Origin of the sequence: Streptomyces sp. PA03-6a (genome assembly GCF_033792765.1) — a bacterium.
Lineage (GTDB): Bacteria > Actinomycetota > Actinomycetes > Streptomycetales > Streptomycetaceae > Actinacidiphila.
Window position 1 is genome coordinate 39,659 of record NZ_JARAVK010000021.1, and the last position, 21,372, is coordinate 61,030.

General features: G+C 71.1%; 17 protein-coding genes. 11 read left to right on the plus strand and 6 right to left on the minus strand.

The features are described 5' to 3' along the window. Positions 1-232: 232 nt before the first annotated feature. Entirely contained in the window at positions 233-1,123 is an 891-nt protein-coding gene (locus PV350_RS08080) for an AraC family transcriptional regulator (RefSeq protein WP_500333240.1), read from the minus strand. Between the two features lie 143 nt (positions 1,124-1,266). Here PV350_RS08080 and PV350_RS08085 point away from each other — a divergent pair, with 143 nt between their 5' ends. Together PV350_RS08085 and PV350_RS08090 are read left to right on the plus strand one after the other, a co-directional pair. Continuing rightward, positions 1,267-1,584, plus strand: a complete 318-nt coding sequence (locus tag PV350_RS08085; RefSeq protein ID WP_499508918.1) for a putative quinol monooxygenase — start codon at positions 1,267-1,269, stop codon at positions 1,582-1,584. Between the two features lie 49 nt (positions 1,585-1,633). Beyond that, complete coding sequence (locus PV350_RS08090) at positions 1,634-2,632, plus strand: alpha/beta hydrolase (protein WP_500333241.1); 999 nt, start codon at positions 1,634-1,636, stop codon at positions 2,630-2,632. Between the two features lie 52 nt (positions 2,633-2,684). Here the strand turns inward: PV350_RS08090 and rph are convergent, their stop codons facing one another. Together rph and PV350_RS08100 are read right to left on the minus strand one after the other, a co-directional pair. Then, positions 2,685-5,276, minus strand: a complete 2,592-nt coding sequence (rph, locus tag PV350_RS08095) for a rifamycin-inactivating phosphotransferase (protein WP_500333242.1) — start codon at positions 5,274-5,276, stop codon at positions 2,685-2,687. Positions 5,277-5,524: 248 nt separating this feature from the next. After that, positions 5,525-7,888, minus strand: a complete 2,364-nt coding sequence (locus PV350_RS08100; protein ID WP_500333243.1) for a glycosyl hydrolase family 95 catalytic domain-containing protein — start codon at positions 7,886-7,888, stop codon at positions 5,525-5,527. A 348-nt stretch (positions 7,889-8,236) separates the two neighbouring features. Between PV350_RS08100 and PV350_RS08105 the strand changes: the two genes are divergently transcribed. Next, a complete protein-coding gene (locus PV350_RS08105) occupies positions 8,237-9,409 on the plus strand; it encodes a bifunctional class I SAM-dependent methyltransferase/NUDIX hydrolase (RefSeq protein WP_500333244.1) in 1,173 nt (390 codons plus the stop codon). Positions 9,410-9,497: 88 nt separating this feature from the next. Here the strand turns inward: PV350_RS08105 and PV350_RS08110 are convergent, their stop codons facing one another. Beyond that, positions 9,498-10,184, minus strand: coding sequence for an alpha/beta fold hydrolase (locus PV350_RS08110; RefSeq protein ID WP_499508913.1), 687 nt, complete (start codon positions 10,182-10,184; stop codon positions 9,498-9,500). Positions 10,185-10,274: 90 nt separating this feature from the next. Here PV350_RS08110 and PV350_RS08115 point away from each other — a divergent pair, with 90 nt between their 5' ends. Together PV350_RS08115 and PV350_RS08120 are read left to right on the plus strand one after the other, a co-directional pair. After that, entirely contained in the window at positions 10,275-11,237 is a 963-nt protein-coding gene (locus PV350_RS08115) for a helix-turn-helix transcriptional regulator (RefSeq protein WP_500333245.1), read from the plus strand. 148 nt (positions 11,238-11,385) lie between these two features. Beyond that, positions 11,386-12,819, plus strand: a complete 1,434-nt coding sequence (locus PV350_RS08120) for a glycoside hydrolase family 47 protein (RefSeq protein WP_500333246.1) — start codon at positions 11,386-11,388, stop codon at positions 12,817-12,819. 25 nt (positions 12,820-12,844) lie between these two features. Here PV350_RS08120 and PV350_RS08125 read toward each other — a convergent pair whose 3' ends face one another. After that, the gene (locus tag PV350_RS08125) at positions 12,845-13,450 is read right to left on the minus strand and encodes a PadR family transcriptional regulator (protein ID WP_499508910.1); all 606 of its coding nucleotides are present in this window, start codon (positions 13,448-13,450) and stop codon (positions 12,845-12,847) included. 64 nt (positions 13,451-13,514) lie between these two features. On the opposite strand from PV350_RS08125, the gene PV350_RS08130 reads away from it, so the two are divergent. The 5 genes from PV350_RS08130 (at position 13,515) to PV350_RS08150 (ending at position 18,133) form a co-directional block, all read left to right on the plus strand. Next, positions 13,515-14,729, plus strand: a complete 1,215-nt coding sequence (locus PV350_RS08130) for an FAD-dependent oxidoreductase (RefSeq protein ID WP_500333247.1) — start codon at positions 13,515-13,517, stop codon at positions 14,727-14,729. Between the two features lie 230 nt (positions 14,730-14,959). Beyond that, the gene (locus PV350_RS08135; RefSeq protein ID WP_500333248.1) at positions 14,960-16,006 is read left to right on the plus strand and encodes a glycine-rich domain-containing protein; all 1,047 of its coding nucleotides are present in this window, start codon (positions 14,960-14,962) and stop codon (positions 16,004-16,006) included. A 142-nt stretch (positions 16,007-16,148) separates the two neighbouring features. After that, positions 16,149-16,379 (plus strand): hypothetical protein, encoded by a 231-nt coding sequence (locus PV350_RS08140; RefSeq protein WP_499508907.1) that lies wholly within the window; start codon positions 16,149-16,151, stop codon positions 16,377-16,379. Next, on the plus strand, positions 16,379-16,744 hold the full coding sequence (locus PV350_RS08145) for a toxin Doc (protein ID WP_500333249.1): 366 nt from the start codon (positions 16,379-16,381) through the stop codon (positions 16,742-16,744). The genes PV350_RS08140 and PV350_RS08145 overlap by 1 nt, the downstream gene beginning before the upstream one ends. Positions 16,745-16,894: 150 nt before the next feature. Next, entirely contained in the window at positions 16,895-18,133 is a 1,239-nt protein-coding gene (locus PV350_RS08150) for a PP2C family protein-serine/threonine phosphatase (RefSeq protein ID WP_499508905.1), read from the plus strand. 378 nt (positions 18,134-18,511) lie between these two features. On the opposite strand, the gene PV350_RS08155 is transcribed toward PV350_RS08150, so the two are convergent. Further along, positions 18,512-19,381, minus strand: a complete 870-nt coding sequence (locus tag PV350_RS08155) for an LLM class F420-dependent oxidoreductase (RefSeq protein ID WP_500333250.1) — start codon at positions 19,379-19,381, stop codon at positions 18,512-18,514. Positions 19,382-19,888: 507 nt separating this feature from the next. Here PV350_RS08155 and PV350_RS08160 point away from each other — a divergent pair. Further along, entirely contained in the window at positions 19,889-21,328 is a 1,440-nt protein-coding gene (locus tag PV350_RS08160) for a family 2B encapsulin nanocompartment shell protein (protein WP_500333251.1), read from the plus strand. Positions 21,329-21,372: the final 44 nt, after the last annotated feature.

Consider the following 21,372-nt stretch of genomic DNA (forward strand, 5'->3'; position numbering starts at 1 on the left):
AATGTTTCGCGCGATCGCGCGCGCACGGCGCCGATTACCCCATTCACGCGACGAACGGCCGGCTCCCCGGATCCGGGGACAGGAGCGGATATCACCCATCCTGGTGATGCGCGCGGCGTGAGGGCCGCCCACGGAGGAGGGCAGCGGAAACGCCACCGTGGGTACGGGCGGCGGAAAGGCCCCGATTCCGACTTCGGCCCCAACGGGCCCTCGCTCCCGCTCCCTTGGGTGCCTACGGGGTCTGCGCGGTGTTCCGCATGCGGGCGGCGTCCCGGCTCGGGGGAGCGCCGAACTGGCGGCGGTACTCGCGGCTGAACTGCGAGAGGTTGTCGTACCCGACGCGTTGGCCGACTCCGGTGACGTCGCCCGGGTGGGTGGCGAGCAGCAGCCGTGCCTCCTGCAGTCGGATCTGCTTCTGGAACTGGATGGGGCTCATCGCCGTCACCGCCTGGAAGTTGCGGTAGAAGGCGGAGACGCTCATGCCGGAGCGACGTGCCACGTCCTCGACCCGGAAGGGCTCGGCATAGTGCTCGCGAATCCAGCGCACGGCCCGGGAGACGTGGCTCAGGCCGCTGTCGGCCAGGCCGAGCTGGCGCACCGCCGCACCCTGCTCACCGGTGATCAGCCGCCAAAGGATCTCGCGCTTGACCAGCGGGGCCAGCACGGCGCGGTCGCGGGGCTCGTCGAGCAGGCGCAACAGCCGGACCACCGCGTCCAGCAGCGCCGCCGGGGCGTCGCTGACGGCGATACCTGACGGAGCGCCCCCGCCGGCCCGGGGGATGTCGCCCGGGCCGGCCTGCAACAGCAATTCCGCGACGGCGGACGGTTCCAGCGTGAGCCCGAACCCCAACGCGGGCCGGCCGGGGTCCGCCTGGGTGAACTGCCCGGTCACGGGCAGGTCGACGGATGCGACCAGGTACTGCCCGGGTCCGTACTCGTAGACCCGGTCGCCCAGCGCGAGGCGTTTGGCGCCCTGGGCGATGACGGCGAGCACCGTGCCGGACATCGAGGGCGCCGGCGGATCCGTCCGGTCCACCCTCGAGACCAGGACGCCGTCGATGTCCGTGGCCGAGTCGGGGCGGGCGTGCCGGGCCAGCAGGGTGCGGAACTCTTCGAAGGGCATGCGCCCATTGCAGCACCCTTGCGTACGGCAGCTCCCCCGTCTGAGAGGAACGTGCAAGGACGAGCGAGCATCGTTCTAACGTTTACGCAGGTCAGCTCGGTTGAATGGAGTCACCCCACTCCATCACCGGGAAGAAGGAATCCATGATCGCGCAGTACGGCTTCAACGCCACCCTGACCGCCAGGCCCGGAACGGGCGACCAGTTGGTGGACCTGCTGCTGACCGGGCTGAACGAGGGCAGCCCCGGGGCGAGCGAACACTGCGTCGTCTACCTCGTCTCCCGTTCCGCGTCCGATCCCGACGTCGTCCACGTCACCGAGGGGTGGACGAGCGAGGAGGACCACCACCGGATCTTCGCCGGCGAGGCCGCGCAGGCCATCGTGGCGCGGATCGGCGGACTGCTGGCCGATGAGCCCGCGTACACCGACTACGTCCCGGTCCGCGGCAAGGCCGCCTTCTGAAGCCGGAACGCCGCCGCGTCCGTCACCACCCCACGAAAGGCCCACGACCATGACCACGAGCATGCCCGCGACCACCTCCACGACCACGCCGCGACCCGCCCTGGACCCCGAACTGCTGGACCTCCTGGCCGACATGCCGCTGATGTCCCGGCTCAGCCCGGAGGTGCTCGCGCAACTGCGCCGGATGCCGTCGCCGCCCGTCGACTCCCTCACCGCCCACCGTCGGGTCGACCGGCGTGAGTTCACCGTGCCGGCCGAGGACGGTACGCCCCTCCCCATGTCGGTGTTCAGCTCCGCGAGCCCCGATCGCAGCACGGCCGCACCCTGCATCTTCTGGCTGCACGGCGGTGGGATGGTCATGGGCGACCGGTTCTCACAGGTCGACATCCCGCTGGAGTGGCTCGACACCTTCGGCGCGGTCGTCGCCTCCGTGGACTACCGGCTCGCCCCCGAGGCCACCGGCACCACCCTCGTCGAGGACTGCTACCAGGGGCTGCTCTGGATTTCCGAACACGCGGAGGAACTGGGCATCGACCCCGCCCGGATCGTCGTCGCCGGCGCCAGCGCGGGCGGCGGGCTCGCGGCCGGAGTCACCCTGATGGCCCGCGACCTCGGCACCCCCGCCATCGCCGCCCAGATGCTGATCTGCCCCATGCTCGACCACCGCAACACCACCGTCTCCAGCCGCCAGTACTCCGGCGGCCCCGGCGTCTGGACCCGTGAGATGAACGCGTTCGCATGGCGCGCGGTCCTCGGCGACCGCACCGACGACGAGGTGTCCCCGTACGTCTCGCCCGCACTGGCCGACGACCTCTCCAGCCTGCCGGCCACCTACGTCGACACCGGCTCCGCCGAAGTCTTCCGCGACGAGGACACCGACTACGCCACCCGGATCTGGGCGGCCGGCGGACAGGCCGAACTCCACGTCTGGGCAGGCGGTTTCCACGGCTTCGACGCCCTGTACCCGCAGGCGCGCATCTCGGCCACGGCCCGCCGGACCCGCACCGACTGGCTCGCCCGGCTCCTGACCCCGCACGGCGCCGCGTGACGCCGAGATGTGTGAGGGGGGTGCGCCGGAATCCCGGCGCACCCCCGCTCCGTCAGGGCAGGATCTCGACGTACCCGTCGGTTCCGTGCACACGGATCCGCTGCCCGTCCCGGATCCGCCGGGTGGCCTGGTCCACGCCCACGACGGCCGGCAGGCCGTACTCCCGGGCGATCACCGCGCCATGTGTCATCAGACCGCCCACCTCGGTCACCAGGCCCGCGATGGCGACGAACAGCGGCGACCAACTGGGGTCCGTGAAGGTTGTGACCAGGATGTCGCCCGCCTCGAGATCGGCCTCCGCGATGTCGAGGATGACGCGGGCCCGTCCCTCGACGGTCCCGGCGGAGACCGGGAGGCCGATCAGGGCGCCGGCCGGCACGTCGTCGCGCCGGTACGCCCCGGTGAGGGCCTCGCCGTCCGATGTGAGGACCCGGGGCGGTGTGAGCGCCTGGTACGACCGGAAGGCGTCCTTGCGCTGCTGGATGAGCCGGTCGTCCACCTGGTGCGACCGCACCACGTCGTGGAATTCCTGGAACGTGAGGTAGAAGACGTCCTCCTTCTCGGCGAGCACGCCGGCCCGCACGAGGCGCTCGGCCTCCTCCCGCAGGGCCTGCTTGTAGACGAAGTAGCGGCTGACGATGCCGTACTTCGGGTACTCCCGGTACCCGATGAAGGTCCTGACCCGGTCGATCATCCGCTTGGTCTCGTCGGCCTTGCGGTCCCCGTCCGGCAGGGCCCGCAGGCGTGACAGCACCTCCTGTTCCTTCTCCTGCGCCTTCTGCCGGCCTTCCTCGAAGCGCCGCTGGGCGGCGCCCGGCTCGAAGTTCCTGACGTTGTCGAGGATCACGGGCACGAGCGCGGTGGGGCGCTCGCGCCAACGCGGCCTCGTGATGTCGATCTCGGCGACGCAGCGCATGCCGTACCGGTCGAGGTAGCCCTCGATGGCGTCGCGCGCCTCGGTCCCGCCCGCGAGTTTCGGCAGCTCGTCCAGGAAGCCCTCGTCCTGGACGCCCTGGAGGAACGCCACCACCTCGGCATGCGGGCGGATCACGTCCGCGACGTCGAGCAGCGCCAGTCCCATCTCCGACGTGATGTTGTCGGGGGCGGACAGCGTGAGCGTGTCAGCCGCGTTCTTCTCGTCCAGCCACTCCTGCAGCTTGTCGTTGAGCCACCAGGTGGCCTCCATCCCCGCCATGATCGCCTGCATGTTCAGCGGATCACCGAGGGCCCGCTTGTGCTCCTCGAAGGCCTCCAGCAGGAAGGCGAACAACGCCGGGCCGGTCTTCGCCTGGATGTCGCGCTCCAGGGCCGCGATGGACGCCTCGCTGCGCTCGATCAGCTCGGTGACGATGGCCGGATCGGTCTCGATCGGAGCCGGCGCAGCGCCGAACGGGGGCCCGCCGGGACCCGCGTCCGGGAGCGACGGGACGAAGTCGCCGCGGTCGAGGACGGTCTCCAGGGCGTCCCTGACCAGCGGATCGCCCTTCCCCATGACGTCCAGCAGGGCGGCGCGACTCGCGGGCGAGGCCAGGCGCCGGGTGGCGTCGACGAACAGCCTCCCTCCGGCCGCGTGCATGGGCGCCATGGCCGTCAGCTGCCACATGGACAGCCCCAGGGGCTTCATGGGGTCGGTCATCATCTGCTGATGGCCGACGGAGACGTAGACGTGGTTCTCCTCGTCCCCGGCCTCGGGGATGGGGAACAACGTCGTGATCGGCCGGCTCTGGACGATCTGGAAGGCGTCGTCGACCAGGCACCATTCGATGTCCTGCGGGCGGCCGAAGTGCCCTTCGATCCGCCGCCCGAGCTGCACGAGCCGTACGACCTGCGCATCCGTCAACGCCGGCTGCTCCTGCCGCTGCGCGTCGATCGCCACCTCCTGCGTGCCGCCGGCCGGCAGGGCGCGAACCGCACGTTGCTTGGCGGCGATCGCCTTGGTGACGACTTCGCCGTCCCGCACCGTGTAGACGTCCGGGTTCACCAGGCCGGAGACCAGGGCCTCGCCGAGGCCGAAGCCGGCGTCCACGGTGGCGAGCTTCCGGTTGCCCGTGACGGGGTCGGCCGTGAACAGGATGCCGGACGCGTGCGGGAAGACCATCTGCTGCACGACCACGGCCATGTGGACCGTACGGTGGTCGATGCCGTTGCGCTGGCGGTAGGTCACGGCCCGCTCGGTGAACAGCGAGGCCCAGCACCGGCTGACGTGCCGGAGGATCGCCACCGGCCCCACGACGTTCAGGTAGGTGTCCTGCTGGCCGGCGAAGGAGGCCGTCGGCAGGTCCTCCGCCGTCGCGCTGGACCGGACGGCGTAGGCGGCCTGCTCGCCGAGCCGGGCGAGCGGGTGGGTGATCGCCGCCGCGAGATCGCCAGGGATGACGATCCCTTCGATGGTCCGGCGGATCCGTGCGCTGAGCGTGCGGATCGCCTCGCGGTCGTCCGGGTCCAGGCGCGACAGCTCATCGAGCCGCTCGCCGATCGACGGCGCCTCCGCCATGATCCGCCGGAAGGCGTCCGTCGTCACGCAGAAGCCGGCCGGCACGCGGATGCCTTCGATCCGCGACAGCCCGCCCAGGTGCGCGCCCTTGCCGCCGACGACCGTGACCTGCGTTTCGTCGACCTCTGGCAGATCGATCACGTACTGCACGTCGTGCCCTCATTTCCGCAGGTTGTGGCCTCGGCCGACGATTGTGCGCCACCCCCGGGGCCTTGCCGCAAGCCCCCTGGTGCGCTATACCTTGAGAGTGGCAAGGAGAGACGTCTCCTTGCCTTTGCTTTTTCGCCGTCCGCCGGGACGGCCGAGCCGGACGTCCCGGCGGTCTGCGGATGCGGCCGCGGAACGGGAATGCGCAACGGCCCGCCGGAGGAACCGGCGGGCCGTCACGAAGACCGTGGCTAGGGGATGCGTACCGTCACGGACTTGCCGGGCTTGAGGGTGAGCTGCTTGCGGAAGTCGCCGGCGCGCAGCTCGGTGGCGGTCCCGCCGGTGCTGCGGATGGTCGCCTCGGTCACCTTGCCGTTGCGCCAGGACAGGTCCACCTCGAAGCCGCCGCGGGCGCCGACGCCGGTCACGGAACCCTTGGCCGCCCAGGCCTGGGGGAGTGCGGGCAGCAGCTCGATGACGCCGGGCCGTGAGTAGAGGATCATCTCCAGCGCGGCGGTGGCACCGCCCAGGTTCGCGTCGATCTGGAAGATCGTGTAGCTGCCCTGGCTGTACATGTCGAACCAGTTGGCCGAGGTGCCGTTGCCATTGGTGATGGACGGCCGCAGGACCGTCAGGTACAGCTGGTAGGCCTTCTCCGCGTCCTTCAGCCGGGACCAGCACAACGACCGCCACGCGCACGCCCAGCCGAAGCTGTCCATGCCGCGGGCGGTGAGCAGCGCACGGACCCCTTCGAGCAGCTCCGCCGGGCTGGTGTCGGCGGCTATCCGGTCGCCCGGGTAGAAGCCGATCAGCGGCGACAGGTGCCGGTGCGTGACCTCGCCGAGGTTGTCGGGGGTCATCCATTCCTCGAGCCAGCCGGTCTTCGGGCTGACCCGGGGCAGGTAGAGCTTGGCCTGCATCGCGCCGAGCTCGGCGGCCAGCTCGGTGTCCCGGTGGAGCACGCGGGAGGCGGTCTTGAACTCCTCGAAGAGCTCCCACGCCAGTTCCTGCCCGTAGGTGTTGCCCTTCCCGTCCGGACCGTGCTCCGGCGACCAGGAGGTGTCGTCGATCAGGACCTGCTGGGACGTGCCGTCCGTCCCGGTGACCGTGGTGCTGATCAGGCGCGCCTGCCAGAACTCCGCGGCCCCCTTCAGTACGGGGTAGATCAGCTCCAGGTAGGCGCGGTCCTGGCTGTACTCGTAGTGCCGCCACAGGGAGTTGCACAGCCAGGCGTTGCCGGAGGGGTGCCAGGCCCAGCCGCTGCCGCCGTGGATGTTGGTGGAGAACGCGACCGCCCAGCCGGCGATCTTGCCCGTGCTGTTGCGGAACCGGTTGCGTTCGTCGTTGAACAGCCGCTTGGTGACGTCGGTCCAGACCGGCAGCTGGGACACGCAGTACCGGGCGAGGGCGTACGCGTTCTCGCCCAGGCCGGCCGGGTCGGCCAGCCAGTAGTTCATCTGGACGTTGATGTCGGTGTGGTAATCGGCGTACCAGTCCGGATTGTTGTTGTGCACCCAGATGCCCTGCAGGTTCATCGGCAGCCAGTCGCGGGAGCCGGTGATGGTCAGGTAGCGGCCGTACTGGACGTAGGCGGCTTCCAGTTCCGGGTCCGGCGTCGTCGCGTCGGTGTACCGCACGGCGATGCGCGACCAGGAGTCCAGGGACCGCTGCAGCGCCGACGACTCGCCCAGGTCGATGCTGAACCGGTTGTAGAGCCGGTGGTAGTCGGACACATGGGTCTTGAGCAGCTCGTTGCCGGACACCTTCGCCGCGGCGGCGATCTTGGCGCGGGCCACCGCGAGGGGATCGGTGCCGGGCTCGCGGAACTTCTTCGCGGCGTCGGGGGAGTAGTCGGTGCCGCCGCACACCACGATCAGCAGCTCCCGGCACCCGGCGAAGGACAGCTTGTCGCCCTCCACGCCGACCCGGCCCGACGCACTGACCGCGGTCACCGCCGCCGCGTAGCGCAGACCGTTCTTCAGCGTCCCGGCGAACGACACGTGCCCGCTGCCGCCCGCGGTGGTCTCGCCGTGCGTGCCGGCCAGCGAGACCGTACCGGTGTGCGGCCCGCCGCTGAGCCGGACGACGACCACGTCGTCCGGATGGCTGGCGTACACCTCGCGGCGGTGGAGGTTGCCCTCGTGCAGGTACTCCGCGGAGACCACGCCGTTGCTAAGGTCGAGCCGGCGACGGTACTTGCTCACCGCCTTGCCGGAGTGGCCGGGCAGTGCGATCCGGAGCTTGGCCAGGAGGCCGAAGCTGCCGAAGTCGTCCGGCCCGTACGGCAGTTGGCCGTCGTCGGTCAGGGTGTCGTTGGTGCCGCCGGTCCAGAACGCGCCGTCGGTCAGGTAGAGGAAGTCGTCCGCCGGATCACCACCGACCAGCGCGCCCAGCCGGCCGTTGCCGACGGGCAGTGCCTCCTGGATGATGCGCGCCTCGTTGGCGGGCGTGCGGTACCAGAGCGACGTGGCCTTCCCCTCCGGGACGATGTCCACGCTGGTCGGACGGGCGGGAGCGGCATGTGCGGCGAACGGGTAGAGGCCGCTCGACAGGGCGAGAGCACCACTGGTGGCGCCGGCCAGGCGGAGGAAGTCACGTCGGGAAGAAGCGGACACGGCAAGGGTTCCCTTCCAGGGTCGCAGCAGCCCACGAAAAGTATTCATAAATAATCAAGTTGTTTCGCCCATGTCAACGGCCGATGCCAAATTAACCCGACCTTTGCCCTCGTCGCTGTTGATCTTATGGAGTTTTAGTCCGCGATTTCCCCACCTTCGGCTCGAACTTCAAGGTCCATGATGCGATGAGGTCGGATGTCTGCGATGCCACGGCGAAGGCGCTCTGACGGATCGTCGGGTGTCAGTGCACGCACGCTCATCGACGGCGGCGCATGGTGTGGTGTCGAATGGCCGTCATGGACGGCGCGGCCGCACCGTGGGGAGGGCAGCACTGTGGACCCTGCGGAAGTGACGAACGCCGACGCCTGGACCGCCTACGGAGCCCACCACGTGGCCAGGGGCACCGACGTCCCCGACGCGGACGACATCTCCTGGGGCTTCTGGCCGGACGAACACGGCGTGGAGGCCCTGGGCGACCTGCGTGGCCGGCGGGTCGCGGACCTCGGATCGGGCCTGGCCAGGCATGCCGCCCACCTGGTCCGTGCGCACGGTGCCGACGTCGACGCCGTCGAAGCCTCGCCCACCCAGTACGAGCGCGCCGCTGCGCGTTACTCGGCCGTGCCGGGATTGCGCCTGATCCTGGCCGACGCGGTCGAGCATCTGCGGCGGGCGGATCCGTACGAGGTGATCTACTCCGTCCACGGTTTCGCGTACGTCGACCCGCGCCGGCTGCTGCCCGCCGTCGCGGACGCGCTGGCACCGGGCGGCAGGCTGGTGTTCTCGGTCCTGCACACCGACTCCGACGGCCAAGGCCCCTCGGACACCGTCACGGCCCGCCCGCAGATCCTGCCCCTGGCGGGCGGCGGGCGGCTGACGGTGCAGATGTGGGTCCTGACGCCGGAGTTGTGGCGGGACCTGCTGGAGGAACACGGCTTCGTCGTCGAGCGGATCGAGGTCCTGGACGCGCCGGAAGCGGGCGTCCCGACGTCCTGCCGGCTGTACCGCGTACGTCGGCGCACCCGGGTCACCAGCCGCCCCCGCACCACCGGCCCGCCGCCGCCGAACACGGCCCTCGGCGTCGGGGCGATCCTCCACGGCCCCCGTGGTCTTCTGCTGGGCCGGCACCGTCGGGGTACGTGGGAGCTGCCCGGGGGTTCGGTGGAAAGGGGGGAGTCCCTGGCCGGTACGGCCGCCCGTGAGGTGAACGAGGAAACCGGCTGCACCGTACGCGAGGAGGACGTCGAACTGCTCGGCCTGCTCCTGGACGAGGCCCAGGGCACGCTGCGGGCGACCGTCGCCGCGGTGATCACCGCATGGGACGGCGAGCCGGCCGACCAACCCGGCGAGAGCGTGGGCGACTGGCGGTGGTGGCCGCTCGACCGGCTCCCGAACGGCCTGTTCGTTCCCAGTGCCCAGTGCCTGACCACCTGGCACCCCGACCTGCCGATCGAGCACCTGCCCGCCCGGCTCCACCCCCTGCAGGGAGCCGGGGGCGTGCGCGCCCGCCGCGAAGGCGTATGAGTTCGGGCCGCAGGCAGGCGGGTTGCCCTTGGCCACCGCGCTCTGGATGATCTCTGCCGGTCTGGGTCCGGGCCCGGTGGACCCCTCGTCAGGCCGTGTCGGCTGCCTCGGCCAGGATCCGGGCCAGTTCTGCGGGCTGGGTGATCATGGGCCAGTGGCCCGAGTCGATGTCGGCGAAGTCGACGTGCTTGGTCCGGGCGAGCTCCGGGATGTCACCGGCGTTGATCCACTCCTGCGCCTGCGCGGGCGTGAACTCCGGGCATACGAGCACGACCGGGACGTCGAACCTCCGTTCGTCCGTCAGTCGCACCAGTGCCTTGGACACACCTGCGGGCACCGGGATCGCGGCGGACGCCAGGTCTCGCCTGGCGCCGTCGTCGAGGTCGGCGGCGTCCGGCCCCTCGAAGGGGCCCCAGCCGGGGAAGGGCATGACGCCGTCCGTCACCTCGAAGAAGTCCGCGTACGGCTGACCGCCGGCGGTCGGGAAACCGCCGATGAGGGCGACCTTGGCGACCCGCCCCGGCCGCCGGTCGGCAGCCAGCCAGGCCAGCGTGGAGGCGGCGGAGTGCCCCACCACCAGGGGCTTGCCGGGTGCCGCGTCCACCGCGGCGAGCACCGTCGCCAACTGGTCGTCGAGCGTGGCGGACACGGAGCCGTCCCCCTGGCCCGGGAGGGTGAGCGGCACCGGGCGGTGGCCGAGCGATTCCAGCGCGGACGCGACGCGGCCCCACACGGATCCGTTCAGCCACAGGCCGCCGATGAGCAGGATGTCCATGGTCGGTTTCCCTTCTCCAACTTCGTGGACGCCACCGTAGGAGGAGATCCGGACGATCCACTGCCGGTTCATCCGGGCTAACCTGCTCCCGTGCCGAACGATCTCAGCCCCACCGCGCGGGCGCTGCGCGCCCTGGAGATCCTCCAGACCCGCCCCGGTACGACGGCCGGCGAACTCGCCGTGCGGCTGGGCGTCACCGAGCGCGCCGCGCGCCGGTACGTCGGGATCCTCCGGGAGGCAGGCATCACCGTGGAGTCGGCCCGCGGGCCGCATGGCGGGTACCGGCTGGGGCGCGGGACGAGGCTGCCCCCGGTGCACTTCACTCAGTCCGAGGCCCTCGGCCTGGTGATGGCGGTGCTCAGCGCCCAGCCGGCCGCAGCCGGCACCGACGACCTGGTCGGCGCCGCCCTGGGCAAGGTCGTCAAGGCGCTTCCGGAGAGCGTCGGCCAACAGGCTGCGCTGCTGCGGGAGTACGCGTCGGCCGCGGCGGACCCGTACGCGACGCGCCCCGATCCGGCCATCACCAGCGAACTCGTCGACGCCGTCGCGGCCCGGCGGCGCGTGTCGGTCACCTACCGCAGCGAGGCCGGCAACGAGTGGGAGGCGGAGGTGGATCCCTGGTCCATCGTCGTCCGCTACGGGCGCTGGTACGTGCTGTGCCACTCCCATCGTGCGGACGCGATCCGCACCTACCGGCTCGACCGGATCCGTGCGGTCCGGCCGACCGGGCACCGCTTCGAGCCGCCCGAGGGCCTCGACCCGGTGGCGGCGCTCGAGGAGAACCTGGGTCTGGGGTGGGAGTTCTCGACCCGCGTGGTGTTCGACGCGCCCCTGGCCGAGGTGGCCCCGTGGATCCGGCCGCCCATGGGGCGGCTGGAGCCCTCGGGGGAGGGATGCGTGCTGGTCGGCAGCACCCGCAACCCGGACATGTACGCGCAGGAATGGCTGGCGAGGGTGCCGTTCGCCTTCCGCGTCGAGGGCGGGGAGGAGCTGCGTGCCGCGGTTGCGGCGCTCGTGGCGCGTTTCGCCGCCGCCGTGGCGGACCGGTCCTGACCACGGCCTCGACGCGGAAGGCGTGCGGGGTCGGCGTCGCTGCTTGAGCCGGTCATCGGCAAGGATGTCCCGTCAATGCGGTGATCTCCCGTAGGGCCGGGAAAGGGGATGGCGCATTTGGGGCATCTGTGCGGTTATGGGAACTTTCATGGGTCCTGGCGGAGTGTCACGGCGCAGGCTGCTCGGTGCCGTGGCGGCCCTGACGCCCGTCGCTGCCGTTCCGGCTGTGCCCATGGCCGGTGCGGCCGACGTGGCGCCCGAGCCGTATGCGGACCTGGGGGAGGAGGCCGTCGCCTCGTTCCGCAGGGCGTGGGACGCCTACCGACGGCTGGCCTGGGGCCGTGACGAGCTGCGGCCGCTGCGTGGCTGCGGTGCGGACTTCTTCGTCCGGGGTCACACGTTCGGCCTCACGATCGTCGAGGCGCTCGACACGCTGTACCTGATGGAACTGGACGAGGACCTGGCCGCGGCCGTCCATTGGGTGCGCAACGAACTCGTCCTCGACCAGGACGTGTCGGTCCAGGTCTTCGAGTCGATCATCCGACTGGTCGGCGGGCTGCTGTCGGGGTACCTGGCGACCAGGGAACCCGTGCTGCTGGATCTGGCCCGCGACCTCGCGGACCGGCTGATGCCCGCCTTCGTCAAGTCGCCCACGGGCGCTCCCTACCGCTACGTCAACCTCTCCACCGGCGCGGTGGGCGGCCGGGTCAACTACCTCGCCGAGATCGGCACCTGCATCACCGAGTTCGGGGAGTTGTCCCGGCTCACCGGCGACCGCTCCTACTACGGTGCGGCCAAGCGGGCGCTGCGCGCGGTCTGCGAACGCCGCTCGCGGCTGGACCTGGTGGGCACCAGCATGAACGTCGAGACCGGGGCGTGGACCGGTACCACCGCCACCCTCGATCCGCCCGTCGACTCCTTCTACGAGAGTCTGTGGCACGGCTGGGCGCTGTACGGCGACGAGGAGCTGCACACCTGGTACACCACGCTGACCGCCGGGATCTTCCGGTATCTCGCCGACCGGGACACCGGGCGGCTGTGGTTCCGGCAGGCGCAGATGGCCACGGGCCGCGCGGCCGGCCACGTCGAGTCCGGGCTGACCGCCTTCTACGCCGGCCTGCTCGCCCAGAGCGGCCACCTCGCCGGCGGCGAGAGCTACCTCGACAGCTGGACGGCCGCGCTCGACACCTTCCGCCTGCCGCCGGACCTCTTCGACTACCGGACCCTGCGCGCGATCGACCCGTCCTACCCGCTGCGCCCGGAGTACGCCAACTCCTGCCTGCTCCTGTGGCTCACCACCGGGAAGGAGCTGTACCGCGCACGCGCCCGCGAGATGTTCGGCCGCCAGGAGCGCTACTGCAAGGTCCGCAACGGCTACACGGTCGTCCGGGACGTGACGGCGTCCCCGATGGAGCTCGGGGACCTGACCCCGGCGTACTGGTTCAGCGAGAACGCCAAGTACTACTTCCTGCTGTTCGCCGATGCACGCCGCTTCGACTACGGCTCCAGCTACCTGACGACGGAGGGCAACGTCCTGCGCGGGCTGCTGCACCCCGGCACCGCGGGCCCTGCCGGTAAGTGACGCGGCGAAGACGGCCGCCTGGTGATCACCCGTCATCGCCCGCGTGTGCGAGCAGTTCCTCGGGTGACCAGGCCAGGCGTCCGTCCGCGAAATCGGCCAGGACGCCCCGGACCCACGCCAGCTCCGCCGCCGCCATCGTGCGCACGTACCCCAGCTCCAGCGTCGCGATCCGCGGCAGCCCGCTGTCCGCTTCCCGGGCGAGGTCCGCGTCGTGCTGCGCGAGGGCCGTCTCCAGGGCCTCGGCGCGGCGGCCGAGCGCATCCCGCAGTGCCTCCGGCGTCAGCATCATGATCAGCGACAGCGCGGCGGGGAACTCGGGGAACTCCTGCTTCGGCGTGGAGAGCATCTCGTCGAGCCAGCGGTGCGCCGTCTCGCTGCCCGCCCCGGTGACCTCGTACACGGTGCGCTCCGGGTACTGCGCGTCCCGGCCCGTCTCGCGGACGGCGATCAGCCCGGCGGCGAGCAGGCGCTCCATGGTCCGGTACAGGCCGGCCCGCTGACCGACGTTGACGACCTGGTCCTTGCCCCATTCCTTGAGCAGCCGCTGGATGCCGTAGGGATGCAGCGGCTTGTAGTGCAGCAGGGCCAGGACGGTCAGGGCGAGGGGGGAACTCCGGGGCGCAGTGCTCATGGCCCGATGCTACCCACGGCCGAACTAGTTGACCAGAGACTAGTTGCAGTGCAACTATCACGTCATGACGAACTCGACTGGCACCACGAACGGCAAGGTCCGCTCCGCTCTGGTCATCGGCGGCGGCATCGCCGGTCCCGTTACCGCGATGGCGCTCCGGCAGGCAGGCATCGAGGCGACGGTCTTCGAGGCGTACGACGGCCCGGCGGACGGGGCCGGCGGCGGCATGGGACTGGCGCCGAACGGATTCCAGGCGTTCGACGCGATCGGCGTGGGCGACGCGATCCGCGCGGTCAGCACCGAGATGAACGGCATGGTGCTGCAGAGCTGGAACGGCAAGAAGCTGGCCGAGTTCGGCACGCTGCCCGGTATCGATCCGACGCGCTTCGTGTTCCGCGCGGAGCTGTTCCGGACCTTGCGTGAGGCCGCCGAGGAGCGGGGCGTGGCCACCGTCTACGGCAGACGCATCGTCGACGCGAGCGAGGACGCCGACGGTGTCACCGCGCGCTTCGAGAACGGCAGCACGGCGACCGCGGACGTGCTCATCGGCGCGGACGGACTGCGCTCCACGGTCCGCGGCCTGATCGACCCGACCGCCTCCGCACCGCAGTTCGCGGGCACGGCCGGGTTCGGCGCCATGGTCGCCGACGCCGGCGTCGCGCCCACCGACGGCACGATGCACATGACCTTCGGCAAGCGCTGCTTCTTCGCCTGGCAGGTCTTCGCCGACGGTACGGGCCTGTGGTTCATCAACCTGCCCGTGGCGCAGCCGCTCTCGGTCAGCGACCAGCGCGAGCGCGGCGGCGCCTACTGGCTGGAACACCTGGCGGAGGTCTGCGAAGGCGACGCCACCCCGGCCGGAAGGATGCTGGCGGCCACCGACCCTAAGGCCGTGCTCTTCGCCGGCAGCACGGAGAACATGCCGCAGCCGGTGCGCTGGAGCCGCGGCCGGATGGTCCTCACCGGGGACGCCGCCCATGCGCCCTCCTCCAGCTCCGGCCAGGGCGCCTCGCTCGCCGCGGAGAGCTCCGTCGAACTCGCACGCTGCCTGCGCGACCTGCCCCTGCCTCAGGCGCTGGCCCGCTACGAGGAACTGCGCCGGCCCCGGGTGGAGCGGATCATCAAGGAGACCGCCCGCACCAACGCCCGCAAGGCCGCGGGCCCGGTCGCGCGGGTGATCCGCGACGCGCTGCTGCCGACGATGTTCAAGCTGATGAAGCCCGAGAAGAACGCCTGGCAGTTCCGGTACCCGATCGACTTCGACGCCCCCGTGGCGTGACGACCGGAACCCGCTGAGCTGCGAGGAGTCACCCGGTCGGCTACCGAATGTGCATGCCGGGAAACGCAGGGTGATCATTGCTGTGGGCTCGCTGCTGTCCATGCCAGCTTCCTCTCCGGGCGGCGTCTGCCGCGCGCTGTGAGCCCCTTCCTGGAGGTGACGTGTTGTCCCGAATAGCCCTGCCTCAGGCGCCCGTAAGCCGACGCCGAGGTGGTCTGCGGATGTGGACGATGGCCGCGAGCGTGGCCCTGGCGTCCAGTGCTCTGACAGGTGCCGCGGACGCGGAAAGCGCCGACGGTGGACAGGCTGACGCCGTGAAACCCGGCGCCACGACCGCTCTCGCCGACCCGTGCTTCCTCTTCCCCTACTTCCCCGGGTACTGCCCGAGCCGCCCCGGCTACCACGGCTACCCCGGGTACCCGGGCCGTCCGTGGCATCCCGGCCGACCGGGCATCCCCGGGCCTCCTGGCCCGCAGGGCCCGCCCGGACCGCCCGGACCGCCCGGAACTCCCGGAACTCCCGGAGCGCAGGGTCCGGCTGGTCCTGCCGGGCCAGCCGGCCCGCAGGGCGACCCCGGAGCGCAGGGTCCCGCCGGGCCTGCCGGCCCGCAGGGCGACCCCGGGGACCAGGGCGACCCCGGGGCGCAGGGTCCGCAGGGTCCGCAGGGCCCGGCTGGTCCGCCCGGGACCGCCGCCGCCCCCCACGACCTGGTGGACTTCAGGGTCGGCGACGGAACGTTCACCCCGCCCGCCGGGGTCACCAGGGTCTTCGTCCAGGTATGGGGTGCGGGCGGGGGCGGCGGTGGAATCGGACTCATCCCCGTCCCCCTCGGTGGAGGCGGCGGTGCCGGCGGCTTCGCCTGGTGCCCGGTGGACGTGACACCCGGGACGGTCTACAACGTGACCGTCGGTCAAGGAGGGATCGGTGCCAACGCCATCGGCGTGAACGGTACCAACGGGGCGAACACCGTCCTGTCCGGCCCGAGCGGCATTCTCGCGAGGGGTGACGGCGGCACCGGAGGACGCGCCGGCCTCCTCCCCTTGACTCCCAGTCCCGGCGGAAACGGCTTCTGCTCGGTCGGCGGTACGACCCGTCAGGGCGCCGCGGGCCAGCCTCCCGTCGTGGCCCAAGGGCTGGCAGGCCCCGGCGGCCAGCCTGCGGTGAGCGGCATCGTCGAGCCCGCCCCACAGGGTGCGGGCACGGGAGGCGACGGTACGGTGGCCGCGCTGATTCCCGCCGACAACGGTGGCGACGGATACGCCGTCATCTGGTGGTAGCCGAGGACACGCATCAGGCCCGGCGCACCCTTCGGTGCGCCGGGACCTCGGGTTTTCGTGCCATGACCGGCTCGGTTCCGTTTGACGCAGCAGATGGCAGGCTCAGGTGCAGCGGCCGCAGCCGATCCGGTACCTTCGGTGCATGCCGGATGTGAGCGTGGACTACACCGAAGCCGAGCTGCGGCAGTTGCAAGTCGCCGCCGCAGCCGCCGGGATGTCCGTCGAGGACTACATCCACGCCACGACCGTCCTCGAAGGGCGCCGCCGCGTCTTCGTCTCCACGGCGCTCGACTTCCACGACGCCCACGCGGCCGCCTTCGACGAGGCCTTCCCCGACGACGCACCCCGCAGTGGAGCGGGTGCCGCCGCCTGATGGAGCTCTTCGTCGACGTCCGCTGGCTCCTGGAGATCCAAGAGGCCCGCATGACGGACCTGGCGGTACGCGACTACTCCGCACTGGTCGCAGCCGTCGCCCGGCACCGCGTGAACACCCCCGCCTTCGGTGCCGACTACGACGAGGCCTGGCGCGCGGCCGCCCTGATGCACACCATCATCCAGCTCCGCTTCTTCCCCGCCCGCAACGCCTTGTTCGGCGCGATGGCCGCGGTGGCCTACATGACGGCCAGCGGCCACACCCTCACCGCGCCCTACGCCCCGGTGGAGCTCGCCCGCGACATCGTCAGCGGCAAGGCCGACGTGTTCACCGCCGCCGAACGCATCCGCTCCTGGCGAGCGTGAAACGCAGGGCTGGCCGGGAATTCTGTTGCCGTTGATGTCTGAGGGCCCGCGGAGCACACTGCGCCGGTTGCAGCCGCGAGTGGGCACAGATTGACGCTCACCGCTGCGGTAGCCAAGCTGGTGAGGGGGCTGGTGGAAGGGACCGCGGCCGTGAGTGCTGGAACGAGTGGACTTCCCCGGCTGCTGACGGCGGCCGAGACAGCGGCGCCGGCGGATGCCGTCGACGTGGTTGCGGAGGACCTGCGGCTGCGTTTTCAGGCTACGAAGGTCTCTTTCCTCATTGTGGACCTGACGGGGAAGGCGGTAGCGCGGCTGTCCACCGCCGGGGCAGTGGGGGGTGACAGGGAAGCGGAACGGATCCCCCTGTTCGGCAGCGTCTACGAGCAGGTGATCCGTACCCAGCGGCTGTATCAAGAGACGACGAGCCGCGGACAGCGAATGATCGTACCGGTCACCAACCGGGGGGACGCCATTGGACTGCTGGAGCTGCTCCTGCCGACTGACTGCGGCGAAGACGTCCTTGATGCCGTCGGGGAAGCCGCCCATGCCCTGGCCTATGTCGTGATCGCCGACGGGCGTTTCACCGACTTCTACACCTGGGGCAAACGCTCCAGGCCCCCGACCCTGGCAGCGGAGATCCAGTACCAGCTGCTGCCCGCGTCATTGTCCTGCGAGGCCGCGCAGTTCACCCTGTGCGGGAGCCTGGAGCCCTCCGAAGACCTCAGTGGCGACACCTTCGACTACTCCGTGGACCGGGACACCCTGCACTTGTCGGTGACCGACCCCATGGGGCACGACATCGACGCCGCCCTGGCCGCCACGGTCCTGGTGGGCGCTCTGCGCGGCGCGCGCCGTGTGGGAGCCGGCCTGGCCGAGCAGGCTCGTCGGGCCGACCAGGCCCTGGCTGATCACGGCCACGGTCACGCCACCGGGCAGCTCCTGCGTATCAACCTCCACACCGGGCAGGCCCAGCTCGTCAACGCGGGTCACCCCTGGCCACTGCGCGTACGCAAGGGGGTCGCGGAGGTGATCACCTGCGAGGTGGACCATCCCTTCGGGCTCTCCGCGTATGCGCCGCACCCTTACCGGGTCCAAGACATCGATCTGCGCCCCGGTGACCGTCTGCTCATGCTGACCGACGGCATGCTCGAGCGCCATGGGCAGAAGGTCGACCTGCTCGACATGCTGGAGCGCACCCGGGACCTGCATCCGCGCGAGACCGCGCTGACGCTGACGTCCGCAGTCCGGGACGCCGCCGGCGGCCGGCTCGAAGACGATGCCACCGCGATGTGCCTGGACTGGCACGGCCCCCAGGAGACCCAGCGGCACGTCAGCTCCGGCGCAGACATCCAGCAAGCCTCAGCCGGCCGCAGGAAGCCGCAGCCGTGATTTGTGAGCCCTCCTGGACGGTGCCGGTGCCGGGGCTCTGACGACGGGGACTGGTCGGTCACCACGGTCCACCGGCAGGGACGGCGTGACGCGGTCACCCCGCGCACGGGTCCCTGCATCTTCGTGCCCGGCGACGGCCTTGGGCATCGGCTTGCTGGATGTGCGGGGCGCGGTCCTCGTGTGAGTGGTGCAGGCGCATGAGCCAACCGGCATGTTCGAAGGCGATCTCGGCGCGCGCCTGCGCATGGAATTCCGCGACAGGAACGCGGGCCGGTACGGATTCCCGTTCCAGTGGCTCGCCTCAGAAGGACGCATCTGACCCACCGTCCATGGGATGCAGCGCCGGGGTCAGCGGGTCACTGCGCAGACGGGCCACGGTCACTCATTCCGGATGATCCACTCCCGGGCGAGTTCTGCGACCCAGGTGGCCGCCGCGTCGGGAGCGGGCGGGGGTGCGCCGACGACGACGAGTTCCGAGACGCCCGCCGCGGCGAGGGCCGGCAGGTACTCGGGCGTGCCGTCGCTCAACGCGACGGCGACCGTGAGCTCGTCGAAGGCACGACCGCGGCGGGCGCACTCGTCGGCGAGGACGGCCACGTGCGAGCCGACGTCGGCCACCGGGACGTTGAAGCCGTACCACCCGTCGGCGTGCCTGACCGCGCGGCGCAGGGCGGCGTCGCTGTGGCCGCCGACCACGACCGGGAGCCGGCCACCGCGCAGGGGCTTGGGGTTGACCCGGATCGCGTCGAAGCGGGTGAACTCGCCCGCGAAGGAGGCCGGATCCTCGGCCCAGAGGACGCGCATCGCGGCGAGGTACTCTTCGGCGCGCCGACCGCGCCCGGCGAAGGGGACCCCGAGTGCGGCGAACTCCTCGGCCGACCAGCCGACCCCGACCCCGAGGCAGAAGCGCCCGGCTGAGAGCACGTCGAGTGTGGCGGCCTGTTTGGCGACCAGGACCGGGTTGTGCTCGGGCAGCAGGAGCACACCGGTGGCGAGTTCGATCCGGCTGGTGACGGCTGCCGCGTAGCTGAGCGCGAGCAGCGGGTCCAGCCAGTCCGCGTCCGCGGGTACGGCGATCCGGCCGTCCGCGGAGTAGGGGTAACGGGAGGCGGGCGCGTCCACGAGGACCACGTGCTCGCCGCACCAGAGCCGGGCGAAGCCGTGCGTCTCCGCGGCTGTGGCCACCGCGCCGATGACCTCCGGACGGGCACTGTCTCCGATGCCGAGTGCGTGCAACCCCACGCGCATCCGCCACCTCCTGGCGTCACCCTAAGCGCGAAGTGCGGACGCCTTCGGCGTGACGTGGCACGCCGCGCGTGGAGGCGGCGCAGCGCGTCACCCGGACGGACGAGGCCACCGCCGGTGTCCGCCGGCGCGCCCGGCGGGTCGTGGACCGACCTCACGCCCGGCCAGGCCCGACGTGCGCCTGGACGCCATGGGCCCTCGGTGGCGGGGTCCGGGTCGTCGGGGGCCAGGTGTCCCGGATGTTTTGGCGGTGGTTTCGTGGTGGTGAATCTTCTCCGGAGGGTGACGTCACACGGCTCACGGAAGCGCTCCGGTGGCCCAGGAGCACACTGTCGGCCACCCCCGCCCCCGACAGCAGGTTTACCACCCCCGGCGCGCTGATCCGCCCCGTTCACGCCGTACCCCGCGCCCGGTCTGTCCTGATTGAGTGGATCACAGGGTCGCCGCCGTCACGTCGTCACCGACCGCTGCGGTCACCTCTGTTCGTTCACCAGCCCTGCTGGAGGGAATGTGTCCACACTGGACAGCGCCACCGGTCCCGCCGTCGAAGAACCCGCCGCTGATCCCGCGGCCGAGCAGCTCACCAGTCTGAGCACCCGCGCGGCACGCCAGCTCGCCACGACCACCAAGTCCGAACCGCAGATGCAGGCCATCACCTCGCGATGGCTGCTGAAGGCCCTGCCGTGGGTGGACGTCAAGGGCGGCACGTACCGGGTCAACCGGCGCCTCCAACTGCGCACGAACCGTGGCCGTGTGCACTTCGAGCACAACGGGAGTGACGACATCCGCGTCATCCCGCAGTCGCTCACGGAGCTGCCGATCCTGCGCGGCTACGCCGACACGGACGTCCTGCGGGAGATCGCCGGCCACTTCCGGCCCCAGGAGGTACGCGCCGGACAGGTGCTCTTCGAGGCGGGCCAGCCCGTGACGGAGGTGTACCTGGTCGTCCGCGGCCGGTTCACCCGCTACACCTGCGGCAAGTACGGCGACGAGGGGATCATCGGGGTCGTCACGGACGGCGACCAGCTGGGCGACGAGGCCGTGGGACAGCCCGACCCGCTGTGGTCGGCCTCGGTGCGGGCCGAGACGGCCGGGGTGGTCCTCGCGATGCCCTGGGCCGCCGTCGAGGACCTCACGCAGCGGGCGCCGTCCCTCGGCGCGCATCTGCGGTCCTACGTCGACCGGCAGCACCGGCCGATGAACCGCAAGGGCGAGGCCGACGTTCCGGTGCAGGCCGGCCACGTGGGCGAGCCGACGCTGACGGGCGGCTTCGTGGACTACGACCTCGCCCCGCGCGAGTACCAGTTGTCCCTCACCCAGACCGTCCTGCGGCTCCACAGCCGCGTCGCCGACCTCTACAACGACCCGATGGACCAGACCGAGCAGCAACTGCGCCTGACCGTCGAGGAGATCCGCGAACACCAGGAGTGGGAGCTGGTCAACAACCGGGAGTTCGGCCTCCTGCACAACGTCGACTACGGCCAGCGGGTCAGCACCTTCGCCGGCCCGCCGGTCCCGGACGACATGGACGAGCTGCTGTCGATGCGCCGCAAGACGAAGGTGTTCCTCGCCCACCCCAAGGCGATCGCCGCCTTCTTCCGGCAGTGCAACCGGCGCGGCCTGATGCCCGGCACCGCGAGCCTCGACGGCCACGATGTGCCGGCGTGGCGCGGGGTCCCGATCCTGCCCTGCGGCAAGATCCCGATCAGTGACGACCAGACCACCAGCATCATCGCGTTGCGCACCGGCGAGGCCGACCAGGGCGTCGTCGGCCTCCACCAGACCGGCATCCCGGAGGAGTACCAGCCGGGCCTGAACGTCCGGTTCATGGGCATCGACTCCGCCGCGATCATCAGCTACCTCGTCACCGCCTACTACTCGCTGGCCATCCTCGTGCCCGACGCGGCAGGGATCCTGGAGAACGTCCAGGTCGGCCGGCTCCCCGAATGACGGCCTGGAGCACCCCGTGACCACACACCCCACCGCCTTCACCC